Source organism: Enterobacter cloacae complex sp. FDA-CDC-AR_0132, assembly GCF_003010695.1.
Lineage (GTDB): Bacteria > Pseudomonadota > Gammaproteobacteria > Enterobacterales > Enterobacteriaceae > Enterobacter > Enterobacter ludwigii.
The window spans coordinates 270,309-288,486 of record NZ_CP027618.1; the positions used below are offsets into that span (position 1 = coordinate 270,309).

The 18,178-nt window shown below is 53.3% G+C and carries 15 protein-coding genes; 5 read left to right on the forward strand and 10 right to left on the reverse strand.

What is annotated here, in order from left to right; all coding sequences use genetic code 11:
* Positions 1–3: 3 nt before the first annotated feature.
* From tssH to AM379_RS01295, 8 genes are all read right to left on the reverse strand, one after another.
* Positions 4–2,664: a type VI secretion system ATPase TssH gene (tssH, locus tag AM379_RS01260; protein WP_106503375.1), complete on the reverse strand. Its 2,661-nt coding sequence runs from the start codon at positions 2,662–2,664 to the stop codon at positions 4–6.
* Between the two features lie 170 nt (positions 2,665–2,834).
* Positions 2,835–3,326, reverse strand: a complete 492-nt coding sequence (gene hcp, locus AM379_RS01265) for a type VI secretion system effector Hcp (RefSeq protein ID WP_032678638.1) — start codon at positions 3,324–3,326, stop codon at positions 2,835–2,837.
* 4 nt (positions 3,327–3,330) lie between these two features.
* Positions 3,331–5,055 (reverse strand): OmpA family protein, encoded by a 1,725-nt coding sequence (locus AM379_RS01270; protein ID WP_181010275.1) that lies wholly within the window; start codon positions 5,053–5,055, stop codon positions 3,331–3,333.
* Between the two features lie 3 nt (positions 5,056–5,058).
* Complete coding sequence (gene tssL / locus AM379_RS01275) at positions 5,059–5,712, reverse strand: type VI secretion system protein TssL, short form (RefSeq protein ID WP_032678639.1); 654 nt, start codon at positions 5,710–5,712, stop codon at positions 5,059–5,061.
* Positions 5,709–7,046: a type VI secretion system baseplate subunit TssK gene (tssK, locus tag AM379_RS01280; protein ID WP_106503376.1), complete on the reverse strand. Its 1,338-nt coding sequence runs from the start codon at positions 7,044–7,046 to the stop codon at positions 5,709–5,711. The genes tssL and tssK overlap by 4 nt, the downstream gene beginning before the upstream one ends.
* An 18-nt stretch (positions 7,047–7,064) precedes the next feature.
* Positions 7,065–8,612 carry a type VI secretion system contractile sheath large subunit gene (tssC, locus tag AM379_RS01285; protein ID WP_106503377.1) on the reverse strand — a complete coding sequence of 516 codons (1,548 nt, stop codon included), beginning with the start codon at positions 8,610–8,612 and terminating at the stop codon, positions 7,065–7,067.
* A gap of 33 nt (positions 8,613–8,645) precedes the next feature.
* A complete protein-coding gene (gene tssB, locus AM379_RS01290) occupies positions 8,646–9,146 on the reverse strand; it encodes a type VI secretion system contractile sheath small subunit (protein WP_025204527.1) in 501 nt (166 codons plus the stop codon).
* Positions 9,147–10,003: 857 nt separating this feature from the next.
* On the reverse strand, positions 10,004–10,672 hold the full coding sequence (locus AM379_RS01295; RefSeq protein ID WP_106503378.1) for a helix-turn-helix domain-containing protein: 669 nt from the start codon (positions 10,670–10,672) through the stop codon (positions 10,004–10,006).
* 173 nt (positions 10,673–10,845) lie between these two features.
* Between AM379_RS01295 and AM379_RS01300 the strand changes: the two genes are divergently transcribed.
* The 3 genes from AM379_RS01300 to ypdK all read left to right on the forward strand — a co-directional run bounded on the left by AM379_RS01300 (position 10,846) and on the right by ypdK (position 12,952).
* Positions 10,846–11,322 carry a WbuC family cupin fold metalloprotein gene (locus tag AM379_RS01300; RefSeq protein ID WP_106503379.1) on the forward strand — a complete coding sequence of 159 codons (477 nt, stop codon included), beginning with the start codon at positions 10,846–10,848 and terminating at the stop codon, positions 11,320–11,322.
* 283 nt (positions 11,323–11,605) lie between these two features.
* Positions 11,606–12,526 (forward strand): kdo(2)-lipid IV(A) palmitoleoyltransferase, encoded by a 921-nt coding sequence (gene lpxP / locus AM379_RS01305; protein ID WP_106503380.1) that lies wholly within the window; start codon positions 11,606–11,608, stop codon positions 12,524–12,526.
* Between the two features lie 354 nt (positions 12,527–12,880).
* Entirely contained in the window at positions 12,881–12,952 is a 72-nt protein-coding gene (gene ypdK / locus AM379_RS01310; RefSeq protein WP_099458937.1) for a membrane protein YpdK, read from the forward strand.
* Positions 12,953–13,005: 53 nt separating this feature from the next.
* Here ypdK and alaC read toward each other — a convergent pair whose 3' ends face one another.
* The gene (gene alaC / locus AM379_RS01315) at positions 13,006–14,244 is read right to left on the reverse strand and encodes an alanine transaminase (protein ID WP_025203511.1); all 1,239 of its coding nucleotides are present in this window, start codon (positions 14,242–14,244) and stop codon (positions 13,006–13,008) included.
* A gap of 386 nt (positions 14,245–14,630) precedes the next feature.
* Here alaC and AM379_RS01325 point away from each other — a divergent pair, with 386 nt between their 5' ends.
* Complete coding sequence (locus AM379_RS01325) at positions 14,631–16,328, forward strand: sensor histidine kinase (protein WP_106503382.1); 1,698 nt, start codon at positions 14,631–14,633, stop codon at positions 16,326–16,328.
* A 13-nt stretch (positions 16,329–16,341) separates the two neighbouring features.
* Positions 16,342–17,073: a LytR/AlgR family response regulator transcription factor gene (locus tag AM379_RS01330; protein ID WP_025203509.1), complete on the forward strand. Its 732-nt coding sequence runs from the start codon at positions 16,342–16,344 to the stop codon at positions 17,071–17,073.
* 32 nt (positions 17,074–17,105) lie between these two features.
* On the opposite strand, the gene glk is transcribed toward AM379_RS01330, so the two are convergent.
* Positions 17,106–18,071, reverse strand: a complete 966-nt coding sequence (gene glk, locus AM379_RS01335) for a glucokinase (RefSeq protein WP_014171063.1) — start codon at positions 18,069–18,071, stop codon at positions 17,106–17,108.
* Positions 18,072–18,178 lie beyond the last annotated feature (107 nt).

Genomic DNA, 18,178 nt, shown 5'->3' on the forward strand with positions numbered 1-18,178 from the left:
TCACTACCCATCAATTACAGAACCAGAGCGCACATCAAACTCCAGCCCGATACCCTCTTCCTCACTCCAACCCATCGTCAGAGACGTTGGTTTCTGTTTCGCGGCCATGTGAGTCAGCAGTTGTTGACTCAGCACAGGCAGAATTTGTTGATTGAGCAGACTGTCAACGTTACGCGCGCCGGTATCCGGCAGCAGACAGGCGGCAGTCAGCGCGTCATACAGGCTCTCATCAATCTGCGTGGTCAGGCCGTAATGACGATGCAGGCGCCTGCGCACCTGCGAGAGTTTCATTTCCACGATGGTGCGCATGGCAGCCTCATGTAGCGGGCGGTAAATCACCGTCTGGAAACGGGCCAGCAGCGCCGGCTGGAAGTGGTCACGTAAAATCGGGCGCAGCAGTTCCTGTAGATCGCTTTCGCTGGCCTTCGGCTGTTCGTCCAGCAGTTGCATGATGTGGTCGCTGCCGAGGTTGGAGGTCATCAGAATTACGGTATTACGGAAGTCGATTTCTCGCCCTTCTCCGTCGCGCATAAAGCCGCGGTCAAAGACCTGATAGAACAGGTTCATGACGTCGCGGTGCGCCTTTTCCACTTCATCCAGCAGCACCACGCTGTACGGACGCTTGCGCACCGCTTCGGTCAGAATGCCGCCCTGGCCATAACCGACATATCCCGGAGGCGAGCCCTTCAGCTGGGAAACCGTGTGCGGCTCCTGGTATTCAGAAAGGTTGATGGTAATCAGCGACTTTTCGCCGCCGTACAGCACATCGGTTAGCGCCAGCGCTGTTTCGGTTTTCCCCACACCGCTCGGGCCAACCAGCAGAAATACCCCCTGAGGGCCGTTCTCCGACGTAAGCCCGGTTTTCGCGGCACGCAGGCGATGGGCGATGGCTTCAAGCGCCCTATCCTGGCCGACCACGCGCTTGCCCATTTCGTTTCCCAGACTCAGCAGTTCAGTCTGCTCGTCTTTCATCAAGGAAGACAGCGGCACGCCTGTCCAGTCGGCAATAACGGTGGCCACGGTACGCACATCCACATCAACGGAAAGTAGCGGGTTGTCGTGTTGCATACCATTCAGCGCTTGCTGCAGCTTATGGGCCTCACTCTGGCGGGATATATCCTGACGGCATTCCAGCAGTTGTTCGGTGAGTTTCAGTTCCTGGCCGTACTGGGTTTCAAGTTCATCAAGTGCAATGATAAGGGTATTTTCTTCCCGCTCGATGGCGGTCAGTCGACCACCATGGCCCTTGTTGCCGACGGCGATATCTTCCAGCAGCGCCTGCTTCTCCATTTCAAGCGAGGTCATCTGCGCGCGAATGCGGGTCAACTGTTCGGGTACGGTATCGAGGCTCATACGCACGCGGGCAGCGGCGGTGTCCAGCAGGTCAATGGCCTTGTCAGGCAGCTGACGACCGGTTAGATAGCGACGAGATAGCGTGACCGCGGCACGGACCGCGTCATCAGTGATATGCACATTATGATGTTCGGCATAGCGCGATTTCAGGCCACGTAGCATCAGGCAAGCGGTATCGTCGTCCGGTTCGTCCACTTTCACCATCTGGAAGCGGCGCTCCAGCGCGGCATCGCGCTCAAAATATTGTTTATATTCAGACCAGGTGGTGGCAGCAATGGTTCTGAGTTCGCCGCGAGCCAGCGCAGGTTTTAGCAGGTTGGCCGCATCTGCCCCGCCCGCCTGGTTACCAGCACCGATAAGGGTGTGAGCTTCATCGATAAACAGTAAAATCGGCACTGGCGATTGCTGCACAGCATCGATGACATTTTTAAGACGCTGTTCAAATTCTCCTTTCACGCCCGCGCCCGCCTGCAGCAGACCGAGGTCAAGCGTGCGCAGAACAACCTGCTTGAGGGCTTCCGGTACGTTGTCCCCGGCGATGCGTAATGCAAGCCCCTCCACCAGCGCGGTTTTTCCCACGCCCGGCTCACCGACCAGAATCGGGTTGTTCTTACGACGGCGCGAGAGAATGTCGACCATCTGACGGATTTCCGTATCACGCCCGAACACCGGATCAATCTTGCCCTCTTTAGCTTTGGCGGTGACATCGAGGGTGAATTTATCCAGTGCGTTCTGCAGCGCCGGGCTGAGTTCGCCTTCTCTCAGTTCTGCACCGACCGGACGGCCGACAAACTCCACTTCACCGCCATGTTCTTGTGCCAGTTGCTCTTCGTGTTGCACCTCTGGGCGTTCGTCTGACTGCGCATCCAGCAAAGGACGAAGGCGTGCAAGTTGACTCTGGCCCAGCGTCAGCAAAGGCCACAGCCCGTCACAGTGAGCAAGTCGCTGATTTTCCGTCAGCGCCATAAGAAGGTGAATGCTACGGATGTGCTCTTCACCTGCCAGCGAAGCCAGCATCCAGGCTTCCTGCATCAATTTCTGAAGCTCGGCGGATAACTGCGGGCGGGTGCGCACCGAACGCGGTTGATTATCCAGCCAGCCGAGCAAACCCTGCCAGATGCTGTCCATATCCCACTCGTAGCGACGTGCCAGTACCGTCAGGTCTCCCTCCCCCTGCTCCAGCAATTTCAGCAGCCAGTGCTCAGGCAGGATTTCTGCATGGGCACGGGTCTGGCAGAGTGAAGCCGCCCCTTCCATCGCGCGGGCACAGTACGGATTCAGACGACGTAACAGGATGGCTGGATTTTCCATTTTTCTCTCTCTTGATGGCTCCGGGCACGCTACCGCCCTTCGCTGCTTCCCGTTCAGGGGACCAAAGCGCATACAGTCGGGCAGGCAGATTGTGGGGTTCTTTGCTCAGCGCCCGTAATGACAGACGCTCGGCAAAAAAGCGGACAGAAAAGCCCTGTCCGCTTCGTGACTTACGCGGTGGCGCGTTCGTTCCAGGAATCGGAATGAATGATGTTGCCGTCCTTGTAGGTCCAGGTGATTTTTTCGTAACGCAGTTCTATACGCTCAAGGTGGTTGTGCTTCTCTTTTGCAGGATCCTTGATGTCATACATTTCAGGATTTACTTTCACCACTTTCACGTTTTCCAGTCTGGTGTTGAAGTACTCCACTTCCTGGCCCGCATCGTTGATTTTGTACCACTTGAATTCTGCAGATTTCAGGGTCTGACCGGTGGTCACAGCCTTGTACAGGTAGGGACTGGACGAATCGATTTCTTTGGTGAACAGAAACGGCGTGTGGATACGGGTGCCAGTCAGCTTGCCGGTGTTGTTATCGGTAGGGATGTACAGATTATGTTCCTGAGCGACCACTTCGATGCTGCCTTCGCGATCCTGGACGTCTACAGACCCTTTAATGTCCGCACCGCCGTCGTCTTTCAGCCAAAGATAAACAGGAATTGCCATGGAATTACTCTCCATTTAATTGTGATGCGCCATCATCCTGCGATGGCGCCGGATGTTTGCCCGGTATCTGACAGGCATTGGCCTGCGGTACCAGACTGATTTCGACACGACGGTTGAGCGCACGCCCTTCCACAGTGTCGTTGGTTGCGACAGGACGGCTTTCGCCATAGCCCTGCACCGCAAAACAGCTTTCCGGCACATCGCCGGTGTCACGCATCCAGTTGCGCACCGCTTCAGCACGTTTCAGTGACAGCGTCTGGTTCAGTTGCGGATTGCCGGTGTTATCGGTATGTCCGGACACGACAATCAGCCAGCCCGGTTTCGCCTTAACGCCGACCAGAGAATGCACCAGCATTTTGGTTGACCCGGCCTTCAGTGCCGATTTACCGGAATCAAACAACGACATACTGTCGAGTCGAATGGTTTTCGGACCCTGAATGATTTTCTTAATGACCGGTGGAGGCGGTGGCGGAGGTGCCCAGTCGCTGACGGCTGCCTCAACAGGCGGAACCAGCCGCAGTCCCTGATACAGACCCAGGCGATAACGCAGCGGTTCCCCACGGCGCTGCCAGTCGTCCAGCAATGCCCGATCAGCCCGCAACCGCTGCTGCGCCCGCAATTTCGGCGCAGCCGGTGTGCCGGTCAGATGTTGGTATAATGCAAGATGGTCGCTGACATTGCGGATCAAGCGCTGGTTGTTCACCCAGGACGCCAGCATAGCCAGCGCAAGGAAAATGCCCCCCAGCAGCCCGGCATAACGCCAGAACACCATCCTGCGGCTGACGCCACGTCGGCGCGGTAACGCCGCCAGCAGTAATTCAGGCAGCGGCAGGGGTTCTGGGGTAACGGCAGTATCCGGTGGCAGCGCCGTCACGGCGGTGATGTGCTGTTGCCAGAGATTGCCCGTGATACCGTTCACCGGCGCCATACATATGCCCTGCACGCAGGGCGTCATCACCGGCAGCTCGCCCTGTCGTACCGACAGCAGGTCATTGACCGCACAACTCTGCCAGGCAAGCAGACTGTCCAGCCATAGGCTCTGGCTCAGACGGGAAAGTCGTCCGTCTGTTTCGGTCTCGCGGGTCCATTCCGTCAGTGACATATTTCCCTGACCGGGTTGATATACCTGAATACCGCTCCGTTGACTTACGGAGGTAAACCAGACGGACTCTGCATCCATGCAGGCCGCTGGTGGCGATACCCAGGTCACGGTCCACAGTAGAGGGATCGTGCCGAATGCCGCACGGCACTGGACGACAGCACGCTGCCAGCCCCGCAGCGACTGTGTAAAATCATCACCGGATGTGTGTAGCTCGGGTGCCACCGCCAGCATGACGGAGATTTGCGATACCAGGGCCGGGCGAACCAGACTCAGGTGCTGTGCAAAGAGAGGCAGTTGTTCCGCATCCTTCACCCATAAATACCAGCCCTGTCGGGTTTCCCGGTGACGGTATCCAGACATAAACAGCAGGACGTTATCACCACAGGCGAGGATCACCGCCCCCTGAAAATCTTCCGGCGGCAGGTTTTCATCCATAATCCCCCGGACAGCGGTGACGCGGATCTGAGAAGCCTGATGCTGACGCCAGAACATTACCCCGGACACCAGAACAACCAGCAGGCTGAGCGCCACACGGCTGCCCGTGGACAGTGGCCAGAATCCCAGGATGAGCCACAGCGCCAGCACGGCACCCAGGGCAGTTAACAGACTTCGGTACACATCCCGCATCGCTTACCCCGGCCTGACAGTCTGGCTTACCAGCTCGGCAAGCGAAGACGAAAGGAAGAACCAGAGAGCCGCCAGGGCAACAGTGGCCGCAATCCAGGACAGCCAGTACCACCGACGGCCGCTGCGCAGGCGTGAAGCGCGGGAAACAATGGGGGCGTCCTGTGCCAACGTGAAGGCCGGTACCCGTTCAGCGAGCGCGCGAACAATATCCTCGCGACGCTCGTCGTCCTGGGCGCGATACTGACCAACGAATCCCAGCTGCAGGGTCCGGTACATGCAGGTCAGGACGGCGGCATCAGGGGCGGTTTCTTTCAGCAGTTTCCGGATCCGTTCCCACAGTTCCTCCCCGGCATTAAGGGTGCCAAAAAAATGTGCCTGCAACGGATCACGCCGCCAGGTCAGGTATCCATCATCGGTGGTTCCCCTGTTCATCACGCTCTCATCAAGCAGTGCACACAGGGCATACACCATATGGTCGCGGCTGATATTGCTGTAGCCTGCCTCCGTGAGCGCAATCTTCGCCTCCTGCACCAGACGGCTGGCCCGGCGATAGAGCCCTTCTCCATCACGGACTTCCTGCCCACCGCGTAGCTGGCTGGCCATCAGCCAGCCAGGGTAGAAGATACGTTCTAACTGGCTGAGTTCGGATTTGTTCATGTGCGCAGCACCGCAAAGAGTTCAAGGTTCACATCCCCCAGCGAACGCGGGGTATAGAAGGTGCAGTTGCCCATTTCAAGCATCGCTCTTGCCGCCTGAGTATTGAGATCAAGAGAGAAATACTGGTTCTGAAGACGTAACGGGATAGCGGCCGGAACATGCGTCAGAGGCTTGATAATCATCCCGCTCAGGGCCACATTCACTACATCCGAAACATCATCAAAGCTGCCCGCTTTACACAACTGCGGGAACTTCGTCTGAAGTTCATGGTTCGGCATGGTGGAGCGTACGGAGAGATAGAAGTCCGCCCCTTCGCGCAGACGCGCCTCGTGCAGGACACCCTTCCAGATCTGGTCCTGATGTTCGAGGTGGATACTCACTACTCTCGACGGCAGGCTCGCTTCCAGCAGCTTATCGAGCAGTGCCAACAACGGTGGGAATACCCGTTCCGGTGTATCGTGCTGATAAGCAGGAATGTCTCCGGCATCGTGCTCCAGTGAGAAGGTCAGCAGGCTGCCGGCCAGACGGGTCAGTTCGCGATACAGCAGTTCCGGGTGCCGTGCAGGTGTCTGCAGGAGTTCCGTCAGCACCGGCTCGGCGCTGTTCAGGGCATTAAGCAGCCAGAACAGGGAGACATCCGCAACCGCAAAGTCGGCCATCCGCTCATTGCTCTCACGACGCATCGCCATCAGACGTCGGCGGCGGGCCTGCAGCCGGACCACCAGGTCGCCCAGTTCGGTGGTCAGCAGTGGGCTTGCAGAAACGGAAAGCATCGGCGGGATGAAAGCCGGGTCCCTGCTCCACTGTCCCTGCGCATTACGCACCAGACGTGCCACCGGGCAGGTCAGCCAGGCCGTGTTTTCCTGACTGGACAGACGCAGGGTGAGCGCATTACGCAGAATGGCGATTTCTCCGCTTTCATGGCCAGCCAGTTCCTGCACCACTATACGTTCGGCTTTCCAGCGACGCGGGCGTTCACTGTCCTGCCCGTTATCGAGGTTGCCGCCCCTGGCGCTCAGCAGGGGCAGTGCGACAACCACGTCAACAGCCTCAGAACCGTTTGCGGCGGATAAATCACAGACCGGCGGAACATTATCCGCCAGGCCCGTATCAACAATCGTGCCATCCTGAAAACGAACCACCAGACGGGTGGCATTCAGGCGCGAGAGCACCAGTGCGGCATCATCAAATTCAGCCGCAACCACACCCCAGGGATGCGAAATTCCCATTCGGGCGACCATGTCGGCAACATGCTCACTCCAGCGTGCCTGCTGCTGGAACTGTTGTGGGGCAAGAGCTGCCCCATCCTCCCAAAGCGGGCGATAAATTTTCATCCCTGATTTCCCCTCGCCTTACGATTTGGCTTTCGGCATCTGAGAAACCAGAGACAGATTGACGTCCATCCCTTCCACCTGGAAGTGCGGTACGGCGTACAGCTTCACGCGGAAGAAGCCCGGGTTATCTTCGATATCTTCCACCACCACTTTCGCATCGCGCAGTGGGTGGGACGCCTGCAGCTCATCGCCAGGATCGGTCATTTCCGTCACCAGACCGCGAACCCAGGTGTTCAGCTCCAGCTCCAGAAGACGACGATCCTTAGTGGTGCCGATGTTTTCGCGCTGAATGAGCTTCAGGTAGTGCGCGATACGCGACAACAAGAAGATATACGGCAGGCGAGCGTTAATGCGGCTGTTGGCCGTCGCATCGGCGGTATCGTAAAGCGCCGGTTTCTGCGTGGAGTTCGCAGAGAAAAAGCACGCGTAGTCGCGATTTTTGTAGTACGACAATGGAATGAAACCCAGGTTGGCAAATTCAAATTCACGCGTCTCAGGGATCATCACTTCAGACGGGATCTTCACCTGATTGCCAGTGCCCAGATCGTATAAATGGATAGGCAGATCCTGTACAGCACCACCAGCCTGCGGGCCACGTATCTGTACACACCAACCGTTGTTGATAAAGCTGCGTACCATATTGGTCGCAAAGGCAAAGGAAGCATTGGTCCACAAATATCTATTGTGATCCGGACCTTTCACTTCTTCGACGTAGTTGAAGCTACGCACAGGTACGGTATCCGGACCATAAGGCAGGCGCCCCAGTACACGCGGCATAACCAGACCGATATAGCGGGAATCATCCGTCTCGCGGAAGGATTTCCACTTGATGTACTCAGCGCGGTCAAAGTAGTTGCCGATATCCTTGATGGCCGCCACATCCTCCATACTGTCTTTCAGGAAGAATTTCGGGCCGGCAGAACCGATAAATGGCATATGTGCAGCAGCAGACACTTTAGAGATGCTGCGCAGCAGGGCTACATCCTGGGCAGACGCATCAAATTCGTAAGCGGAAATCAGCGCAGCAATCGGCTCGCCACCCGGGGTATCATACTCATCAATATATGTATGTTTATACAGCCCACTCTGGACGATTTCCGGGCAATCTTCAAAGTCCTGACGCAGGTCTTCTTTAGACATATCCAGTAGTTCAACTTTCACGTTCTGGCGAAAATCGGTTTTGTCGACAAGAGATTTCACACCGCGCCACAGACTTTCTACCGCCTGAAAGTCTTCATGATGCATAACAGCATCAAGCTGACGGCTGATCTGGTAATCCAGTTCCGCGATATGGTGGTCAATCAGGTTTTTATCGAGTTTCTCAACTTTTGAGCCCGCTTTTGTCAGACATTCCAGGAACACCTTCATGCCGGCAGTTAAACGTTCGTCTGCTGTTGCATCCGACATCGCCTGTGCATCCTGCCAGATATCAAGCGCACTTAGCTCAGAGACAGGGTTAAGATTGATTTTTTCAAACAGGGACGCATATACCCCGCCTGCTGCAGGACGTTCAAGCACTACGCTCTCGTTACCCGCGGCATTCTCATTTTTTACAGACATCAACATATTCCTTATTAATCCGTTAAAAGCACATGGCCGTTATGGCTGTTTCGGGGCCAGGGCTGAGAGTTCGGCTCTGAGTTCTGCACTTAATGCAGGATCGAGAAGAATTTTTTCCAGCTCTTTTCGGAAAGCCTGGTTATCAAGGAGATTGGCTTTTAAATCGCGAAGCAAATTGCGCATGGAAAGCATGGCCTTCAGCTGAGGTATTTGCCGCGAAACCTGCTCCGGAGAGAAATCATTAATACTCTGGAATGTCAGATTGATGTTGTCCTCACTACCATCACCAGCAAGCGTGTTTTTAACGGTAATATTTACGATTGGGGAATATTCGGAAAGAACAGAGTCAAAGTTGTTTTTATTCAGATTAACTTTTTTGCGCTCCGATAGTGGTGCAGTCTCCTGACCATTACTGAAGTCTCCCGCCACCAGTAATTTCAGGGGGAGCTCAGTTTTCTTGCTCGCTCCGCCCGTATGCAAATCAAGCTTTAAATTAATACGTGCCTTGGGTATTTCGGACTGAAAAGAAGAGTTAGACATGGCTATCCCTGTTTTATGGAGTTATAAAAACGGTCAATGCCAGTGAGAAATTAATAAGAAAGGCAAACCCAGCCAGAACAGCTTCCAGGTTCACGTCATCGGACGAAAATCAAAACCCCGGAATTAAAAGCGGGCACATTCCATTCACCAGCATATCGACATTGTGTTTTTGAGCTTTTGTCTGAAATGAAAAAAATTTCGGATAAGACCCAATAGCCGGAGTGTAGGAACGTTCCCTGCCCGATCGGAAACCAAAAAATGTAACAAAACGTTGCCGCTAAAAATCTTAACAACCAAAGATCATCTTTCTGATTTATAAGAATTTTCTTGCACACCCCTTTAACCCTTATGAAATAAGGGTGTACAGTAAGTGATCAATTTAATTTAGGGGCTATTTTGTATAAAATCTCATCAATCACATGAAATATCTGATTTTGTACTTTTATCAAAAATGAAAGGCAGAACATGCCTGCCTATGTGAAAAAATTGGCGACATTTACAGGCCTTCACCATTTTTTATTATTTACTTAAATGAGTTTTATTATTTTCATCAGAAAAGTAAATATCACGGGGACTTTATGGATGCCTCATCCCAGTGCCAGTGATAGGTAAATCTCAGGCATCAATCGAGGAGTGGGCACAACCTTGAACAACAACCCTATCTTGTTGCTAAAATCAGGATTCCAGGGATACAGAGGGGACGACGCTGACACGACGTCATTAAAGTTGGTTTTGAAATCTGTATAACACCGTCTGGTGCAACGTTGTTGATTTAACTTTCCTGAAAGATATCATCACGCCCTTAACCGGGCCCCCTCTGTAACCCAAAGCATGCTCTCACTTTACATAATAAAGGGTCATTCCTGCCGTTGCATTCCTGCAGAGGACACCATGCTCTCATCGGCGCGCCGATACACCGGCACAAGGCGAGTGGTTCCGGTAAGATTATCAAATACCTGTTTTTCCGCAGTGGTAATTCTCATTCCGGCCTTTCTCAGACGCGACACCTCAGCAGCAATCCGCTGGATCCCAAACCAAAACAGCGCATCGAGTGCGGTTACCTCCAGACCACTTAACAGAGCACGCTTCAGACGTTCCGTGGGGGGCTTAATTTCTTTGGCTATCTGCAGAAAAGGTTCCGCGGTCAATTGTGTCGCTTCCGTTCGCCGTATACGTGTGAACAGATGATATTGAAAAACATCAGGTACATCGCTCAAATCGGACTTCACGCTCCAGACACAGCCAAACCGTTTCCCGTTAAAAATGACATTCTTCTGGCTGAGCTGCAGTTCATCACGCAAGCCGGCAATTAACTGAGGTGTCCGCACGAGCAGCAGGCGGAAAGGCAGCTCAAAGCTGGTAACGTAATCGACATTGGTCAGGGCAATACGCAGACGCGCCTCGGCCCCGGCCTGGATTGCCTTGCACTCGCTTAAAACGTCGGCCCACTGACGGGTAAGACGCGGAGGTTCATTCGCCTCGGTAAATTTGTATTTTTCAATCTGATAATCGACTTGCTCTGTCACCCGCTTTTCCCTGTCAGTCACGTTTTAGCCGCTAAAGAGAATTTAGCAGCACAGGTTATTATGCTCCAGAGGTGATGTGCAGTGATTGAACCCTCATTTATACGGGTTATGTTATTCCGTATTACAATTCCACTGCTTTACTCCACAGGCCCTCTTCTCTTTAGGGAACCATCATGAAACAAATCACGCTCTCCGATTTGAAGCAACAAAGTGAAGCGGCGGCTAACGCCCCGCGTTTACGCGCACATCGTAACTTTCATCCTGAACTGAGCGACCCGGTTCAGCGGCTGGCCATCGCGATGGAACCTGGCACCTATGTTCGCCCTCATCGTCATCCGCATACCTTTGAGCTGTTACTTCCCCTTCGCGGGCGTTTTGTCGTGCTGAATTTTGACGACCAGGGCATCGTCACCCGTCGCGTCGTATTAGGTGAAGCGTGTATGGCGCTGGAGATGGAGGCGGGAACCTGGCATGCCGTGCTGTCACTGGATCATGGCGGCGTTATTTTTGAAGTTAAACACGGTGGCTATCAACCGGTGGCTGATGAGGATTTCGTTACCTGGGCCCCCGCCGAGGGAGAGGCCGATACAGCCGCGCTGATGGCATGGTATAAACAGGTACAGCCTGGCGATGCGGCCTGGAAAGCATAGTGACTGCTTTCAAAATATCCAAACAGATGCCGTCGCGCATCTGTTCTGGTTTATAAAAACAGAAAAATCAAAGACCTTTCAAATTGCCGCTTTTTTAATCAAGAACGAGTAATAGCACATACCGTATAAAGGGTGCTACATTATACCGCCCACCCAACGTCAGCAATGGCCAGGCAACGCCGTAAAGATCGGTAAAGCCTGCAACCATGACCTTGTACTACGGTCTAACAGGTACGTGGTTACGCAATGCGTGACTTTCACCGACTTTATATAGGTTCCCATTATTTTGTCACAATCCAAATTCAAACGCGCGTTTATGCACCCGCGTTACTGGTTCACATGGTTTGGTCTTGGCGTGCTCTGGTTACTGGTTCAGCTTCCTTATCCCGTAATCCGCATTCTGGGCTCCAGGCTTGGCAGCGCATCGCGCCACTTCCTTAAACGTCGTGAGTCTATTGCGCGTAAAAATCTCGAACTTTGCTTTCCACAGTACAATGCGGAACAGCGCGAAAAACTGATTGCTGAAAACTTTAAATCTATCGGCATGGCTCTGCTTGAAACCGGTATGGCATGGTTCTGGTCTGATGAACGTGTTCGTAAATGGTTTGATGTGGAAGGCCTGGATAACCTGAAACGTGCCCAGTTGCAAAACCGCGGCGTGATGGTAGTCGGCGTTCACTTTATGTCTCTGGAACTGGGGGGTCGCGTCATGGGGCTTTGCCAGCCGATGATGGCAACCTACCGTCCGCACAACAGCGCCGTGATGGAATGGGTGCAGACACGTGGTCGTATGCGCTCGAATAAGGCGATGATCAGCCGTAACAACCTGCGCGGCATGGTTGGCGCACTGAAAAAAGGTGAGGCCGTCTGGTTCGCACCGGACCAGGATTATGGGCGTAAAGGCAGTAGCTTCGCTCCGTTCTTTGCGGTGAAAGATGTCGCCACGACCAATGGTACCTTTGTGATTTCACGTCTTTCCGGTGCATCCATGTTGACCGTCACGATGGTCAGAAAAGCGGATAAATCAGGCTATCGCCTGCATATCTCCCCTGAGATGGCTAACTATCCGGAAAACGAAGGCGAAGCCGCTACGTTCATCAATAAAGTTATCGAAATGGAAATCATGCGTGCGCCCGAGCAATATCTCTGGATGCATCGCCGTTTCAAAACACGCCCTCTTGGCGAAGCCTCGCTGTATATCTAAATTCCAGAAGGTTAGTTTCGTTAAGAAACTAACCTTTTCAATGACCTGTAATCACGCTGTGTACTGTCTTTCTTTGCGTCGCTCAAAGTGAATTTATTGCGTTCTGAAATCAAACTGTCGCCGTTCCACGACACTCGTAAGTGACGGAAATTATTTAAAAAAATCCCTCTTGTCACCCCCCATTTTTAGGCGTACATTAGCGCCGTCTGGCAACAGGAAAGCACAGAATTCTGAGCGGGAGTCGGCGGTATTACGGGAAAAATCTTATTTCCGCTATAAGCCAACTTCAGCTCTCTATAATCAGGTGGACTCTGTTTTTAAATGCGTACCACAAGATACGCGGAGCGATGAAACGTGAAATATTTCTTTATGGGCATTTCGGTGATTGTTTTAGTCTGGGCCGGAACGTTTGCCCTGATGATCTAGTGAAGAACATGCAGTCAAAAAAAACAGGAGCCGATGGCTCCTGTTTTTTTATGTCATGATGACGCGTGATGTTCGGTGACGCTTTTCGATGAGAGAAGTCCGTCGGCGCGGAACATACTCTTGATGCCCCTCACCGCCTGGCGGATGCGGTCACTGTTTTCAATCAGAGCGAATCGCACATGGGTGTCGCCATAATCACCAAAGCCAATGCCCGGCGAGACACATACCTTCGCGTCCTGCAGCAGCTTTTTGGCAAACTCCAGCGATCCCATTGCCGCATACGGCTCCGGAATTTTAGCCCAGACGTACATGGACGCTTTCGGCATGTCCACCATCCAGCCCGCTTCATGCAACCCTTTGACCAGCACATCACGGCGACGCTTATACTGCGCAGCAATCTCATGCACACACTGCTGATCGCCTTCAAGTGCTGCAATAGCCGCGACCTGAAGCGGGGTAAAGGTACCGTAGTCGTGATAACTCTTGATGCGCGCCAGGGCATTCACCAGCGTCTTGTTGCCCACCATAAAGCCGATGCGCCAGCCAGCCATGTTGTAGCTTTTCGACAGCGTAAAGAACTCAACCGCCACATCGCGTGCGCCAGGAACCTGCATAATCGAAGGGGCTTTCCAGCCGTCATAGACAATATCGGCATAGGCTAAATCATGCACCACCAGCACATCGTAACGTTTGGCCAGGGCGACCACTTTTTCAAAGAAATCGAGCTCTACGCACTGCGCCGTCGGGTTCGACGGAAAACCGAGGATCATCATCTTAGGTTTCGGATAGCTTTCGCGAATCGCACGTTCCAGTTCGTTAAAGAAATCGACCCCTTCCACCAGTGGTACGGAGCGAACCTGCGCTCCGGCAATCACTGCGCCATAAATGTGAATCGGGTAGCTCGGATTGGGCACCAGTACAGTATCACCATGATCCAGTGTCGCCAGCATCAGGTGCGCCAGACCTTCTTTTGAGCCGATGGTGACAATCGCCTCGCTTTCAGGGTCGATATCAACCTGGTAGCGATCCTGATACCAGCGAGAAATTGCACGACGTAATCGAGGAATACCGCGAGAGGTGGAGTAGCCGTGCGTATCCGGACGCTGAGCAACCGTACATAACTTCTCAACAATATGCGGCGGTGTTGGGCCGTCAGGGTTACCCATGCTGAAATCAATAATGTCTTCGCCGCGCCGACGCGCAGCCATTTTCAGTTCAGCAGTGATGTTGAATACATAAGGGGGGAGACGATCGATACGCGTAAAACGGCGTTCAGGACTGAATTCAGCCATAGATTCCTCAGATTAACGTTAGCGCCCGGACCGTCCGAGCGACGCTGCCACCGATGTGGCATGTTTAGAAAATAACCTGAAAAAAAACATGCTGTCGAGAGGGAAATGAAAAAAAAGAGTGCGCGCTAAAATCGGAACCCTGCTGCATTGAAAAGCGGAAGCGTCCGAAGTGACAGCCTCTTTCTGATATCTGTTGTGTAACACGATGATATCAAAACCGTTACCTGCTCAGGCGTTATCACAAAAAAATCGGGAGACTTCAGCCCTCTCCTGATAATCCCCTTTGCAAAACAGGTTTTTTCCCCATTTGATAAACCTGACGGATAGCTGGTCAATACGCGCCAGGTTTTTTATCATGGTTCTTTCCCGTTTTCCCTGGTCTACTCGTGCACGAAATATTCAATATGCTGCTGGCAGTTTTTGACCGTGCGGCATTAATGCTGATTTGCCTGTTTTTCCTCATCCGCATTCGCCTGTTCCGCGAGCTTTTGCACAAGTCTGCGCACTCGCCAAAAGAGCTGCTGGCCGTAACCGCGATCTTCTCGCTGTTCGCGTTGTTCAGCACATGGTCCGGCGTGCCGGTCGAGGGATCGCTGGTTAACGTGCGTATCATTGCCGTCATGTCCGGCGGGATTTTGTTTGGCCCGTGGGTCGGCGTCATCACCGGACTGATTGCCGGTACGCACCGTTACCTGATTGATATCGGTGGCGTGACGGCAATTCCCTGTTTTATTACCAGTATTATTGCCGGGGTACTGTCAGGATGGATTAACCGCAAGATCCAGAAAAAGCAGCGCTGGCGCGCCGGGATCATCGCCGGCATGGTGTGCGAAACGCTGACCATGATCCTGGTGGTGGTGTGGGCCCCCACTATCGCACTGGGGCTGGATATCGTTTCGAAAATCGGTATTCCCATGATCCTCGGCAGCGTCTGCATCGGTTTTATCGTGCTGCTGGTACAAAGCGTTGAGGGAGAAAAAGAGGCCAGTGCCGCGCGTCAGGCGAAGCTGGCGCTGGATATCGCCAACAAAACGCTGCCACTCTTCCGCCATGTGAACGCGGAGTCGTTACGTCAGGTCTGCGATATTATCCGCCGCGATATTCATGCCGATGCGGTCGCCATTACCAATAACGACCACGTACTGGCTTACGTCGGCGTCGGGGAACACAATTACCGCGATAATGACGATACCATTAGCCCCACCACCCGACAGGCGATCAACTACGGTAAAATCATCATTAAGAACAATGATGAAGCTCACCGAACGCCGGAAATCCACTCCATGCTGGTGATTCCGCTGTGGGAAAAAGGCGTGGTAACGGGCACACTAAAAATCTACTACTGCCACGCGCACCAGATCACCTCCACGCTTCAGGAGATGGCCATCGGCCTGTCGCAGATTATCTCTACCCAGCTGGAAGTTTCCCGTGCAGAACAGCTGCGCGAGATGGCAAATAAGGCAGAGCTGCGCGCGCTTCAGAGCAAAATCAATCCTCATTTTCTGTTTAACGCGCTGAACGCCATCTCGTCCTCCATCCGGATGAATCCGGACACCGCGCGTCAGCTTATATTCAATCTGTCGCGCTACCTGCGCTACAACATTGAACTGAACGATGACGAGCAGATCGACATCAAAAAAGAGCTGTATCAGATCAAGGACTATATCGCGATTGAGCAGGCCCGTTTTGGCGACAAGCTCACGGTGATTTACGATATCGATGAAGAGGTCAACTGTGTGATCCCAAGCCTGCTGATCCAGCCGCTGGTGGGAAACGCGATTGTTCACGGCATTCAGCCGTGTAAAGGTAAAGGCGTGGTCACCATCAGCGTAACCGAAAGCGGTAACCGCGTGCGCATTGCCGTGCGCGATACCGGCCACGGTATTGATCCAAAAGTCATTGAGCGCGTGGAGTCTAACGAAATGCCGGGCAATAAAATTGGACTGCTGAACGTGCACCATCGGGTCAAGCTGTTGTTCGGCGACGGACTGCACATTCACCGTCTCGAACCCGGCACCGAAATTGCTTTTTACGTCCCGAATGAACGCTCCCCCGTTCATGCGGCGACATCACTGTTGCCATAGGCCGGAGTAATCAATGAAAGTCATCATCGTGGAAGATGAAATTCTGGCTCAACAGGAGCTGAGCTGGCTTATCAAAACGCACAGCCAGATGGAGATTGTGGGTACCTTTGAGGATGGTCTGGACGTGCTCAAGTTCTTGCAGCATAACCGGGTCGACGCCATTTTTCTGGATATCAACATTCCATCACTGGACGGTGTATTACTGGCGCAAAATATTAATCAGTTTGCTCATAAGCCGTTTATTGTTTTCGTCACCGCCTGGAAAGAGCACGCCGTAGAAGCCTTCGAACTTGAAGCGTTTGACTATATTCTGAAGCCTTACCAGGAATCGCGTATTGTCAGCATGCTGCAAAAGCTGGAAGCCGCATGGCAACAACAGGCCACGCCTGCTAACGCAAGCCCGGCGATACGTGAAAACGACACCATAAACCTGGTCAAGGATGAACGCATCATCGTGACGCCTATCGACGATATCTACTATGCCGAAGCGCACGAGAAGATGACGTTTGTCTATACACGGCGTGAATCATACGTGATGGCAATGAACATCACCGAGTTTTGCAACAAACTGCCGGCGGCGCACTTTTTCCGCTGCCACCGTTCGTTTTGCGTCAATCTAAACAAGATCCGCGAGATCGAACCGTGGTTTAACAACACCTATATTTTGCGTCTGAAGGATCTTGATTTTCAGGTCCCGGTGAGTCGCAGCAAGGTGAAAGAGTTCCGCCAGCTGATGCATCTGTAAAAATCCCCTCTCCCGCAGGAGAGGGATAGTTGTCAGAGGATTTGACCCAGTACCTGACGCAGGTGCGCGCCCGAGCCAAGCAGGCCAGGGTTATCGTGCACAATCAGGTACACAGGGATGTCCTGCACATAGCTTCTGAAGCGACCTTTGTCTTCAAACGCACCGCGGAAGCCTGAGGCTGTAAAGAAGTCGAGGAAACGCGGTACGATCCCGCCCGCGATATAGACTCCCCCGAAGGTACCCAGCGTCAGCGCCAGGTTGCCGCCAAACCGCCCCATGATCACACAGAACAGCGACAGCGCACGGCGACAGTCGATGCAGCTGTCCGCCAGCGCGCGTTCGGTCACATCTTTTGGCTGCAGATTCTCCGGCAGACGGCCGTCTGATTTTACAATCGCACGGTACAGATTCACCAGACCCGGACCGGAAAGCACGCGTTCGGCGGAGACGTGGCCGATTTCAGCACGCAGCTCTTCGAGGATAATGCCCTCTTCTTCGCTGTTGGGCGCAAAGTCCACGTGACCGCCCTCACCCGGCAGGCTTACCCAACGCTGGTCGACGTGAACCAGATGTGAAACGCCAAGACCGGTACCGGCACCGTAGACCGCAATCGGCTTACCTTCTACTGGCGCTGTACCGCCAAACTGAATCAGATGCTCTGGCTTCAGCATCGGGATCGCCATGGACACGGCAGTAAAGTCATTGATGATTTCAAGATGCGAAAAACCAAGGTTTTTTTTCATCTCAGCGATGGAAAATGCCCAGACATGGTTGGTCATCGCCACCCAGTCACCGGTAATCGGGCAGGCAATGGCGATACATCCGTCTTCGATGCTCACCTGTTGCTCTTCAAGATAGACCCGAACAACGGCCTCAAGACTTGGATAATCCAGCCCTGAATAGGTTTTCGCCCGGGAAATTTCACCGCTATTTACATCGCATAGGGCAAGGCGAGCATTCGTGCCGCCCACATCGCCTACCAAAGCATACTTTGTCATTCTTCTACTGCTCCGCTAAAGTCAGAATAAATCTTTGGGACACTGTAAGTTCAAGGCGTGATAACAACAACGACCGGAAGGTGAATGCCCGTGGATTATCGATCTTC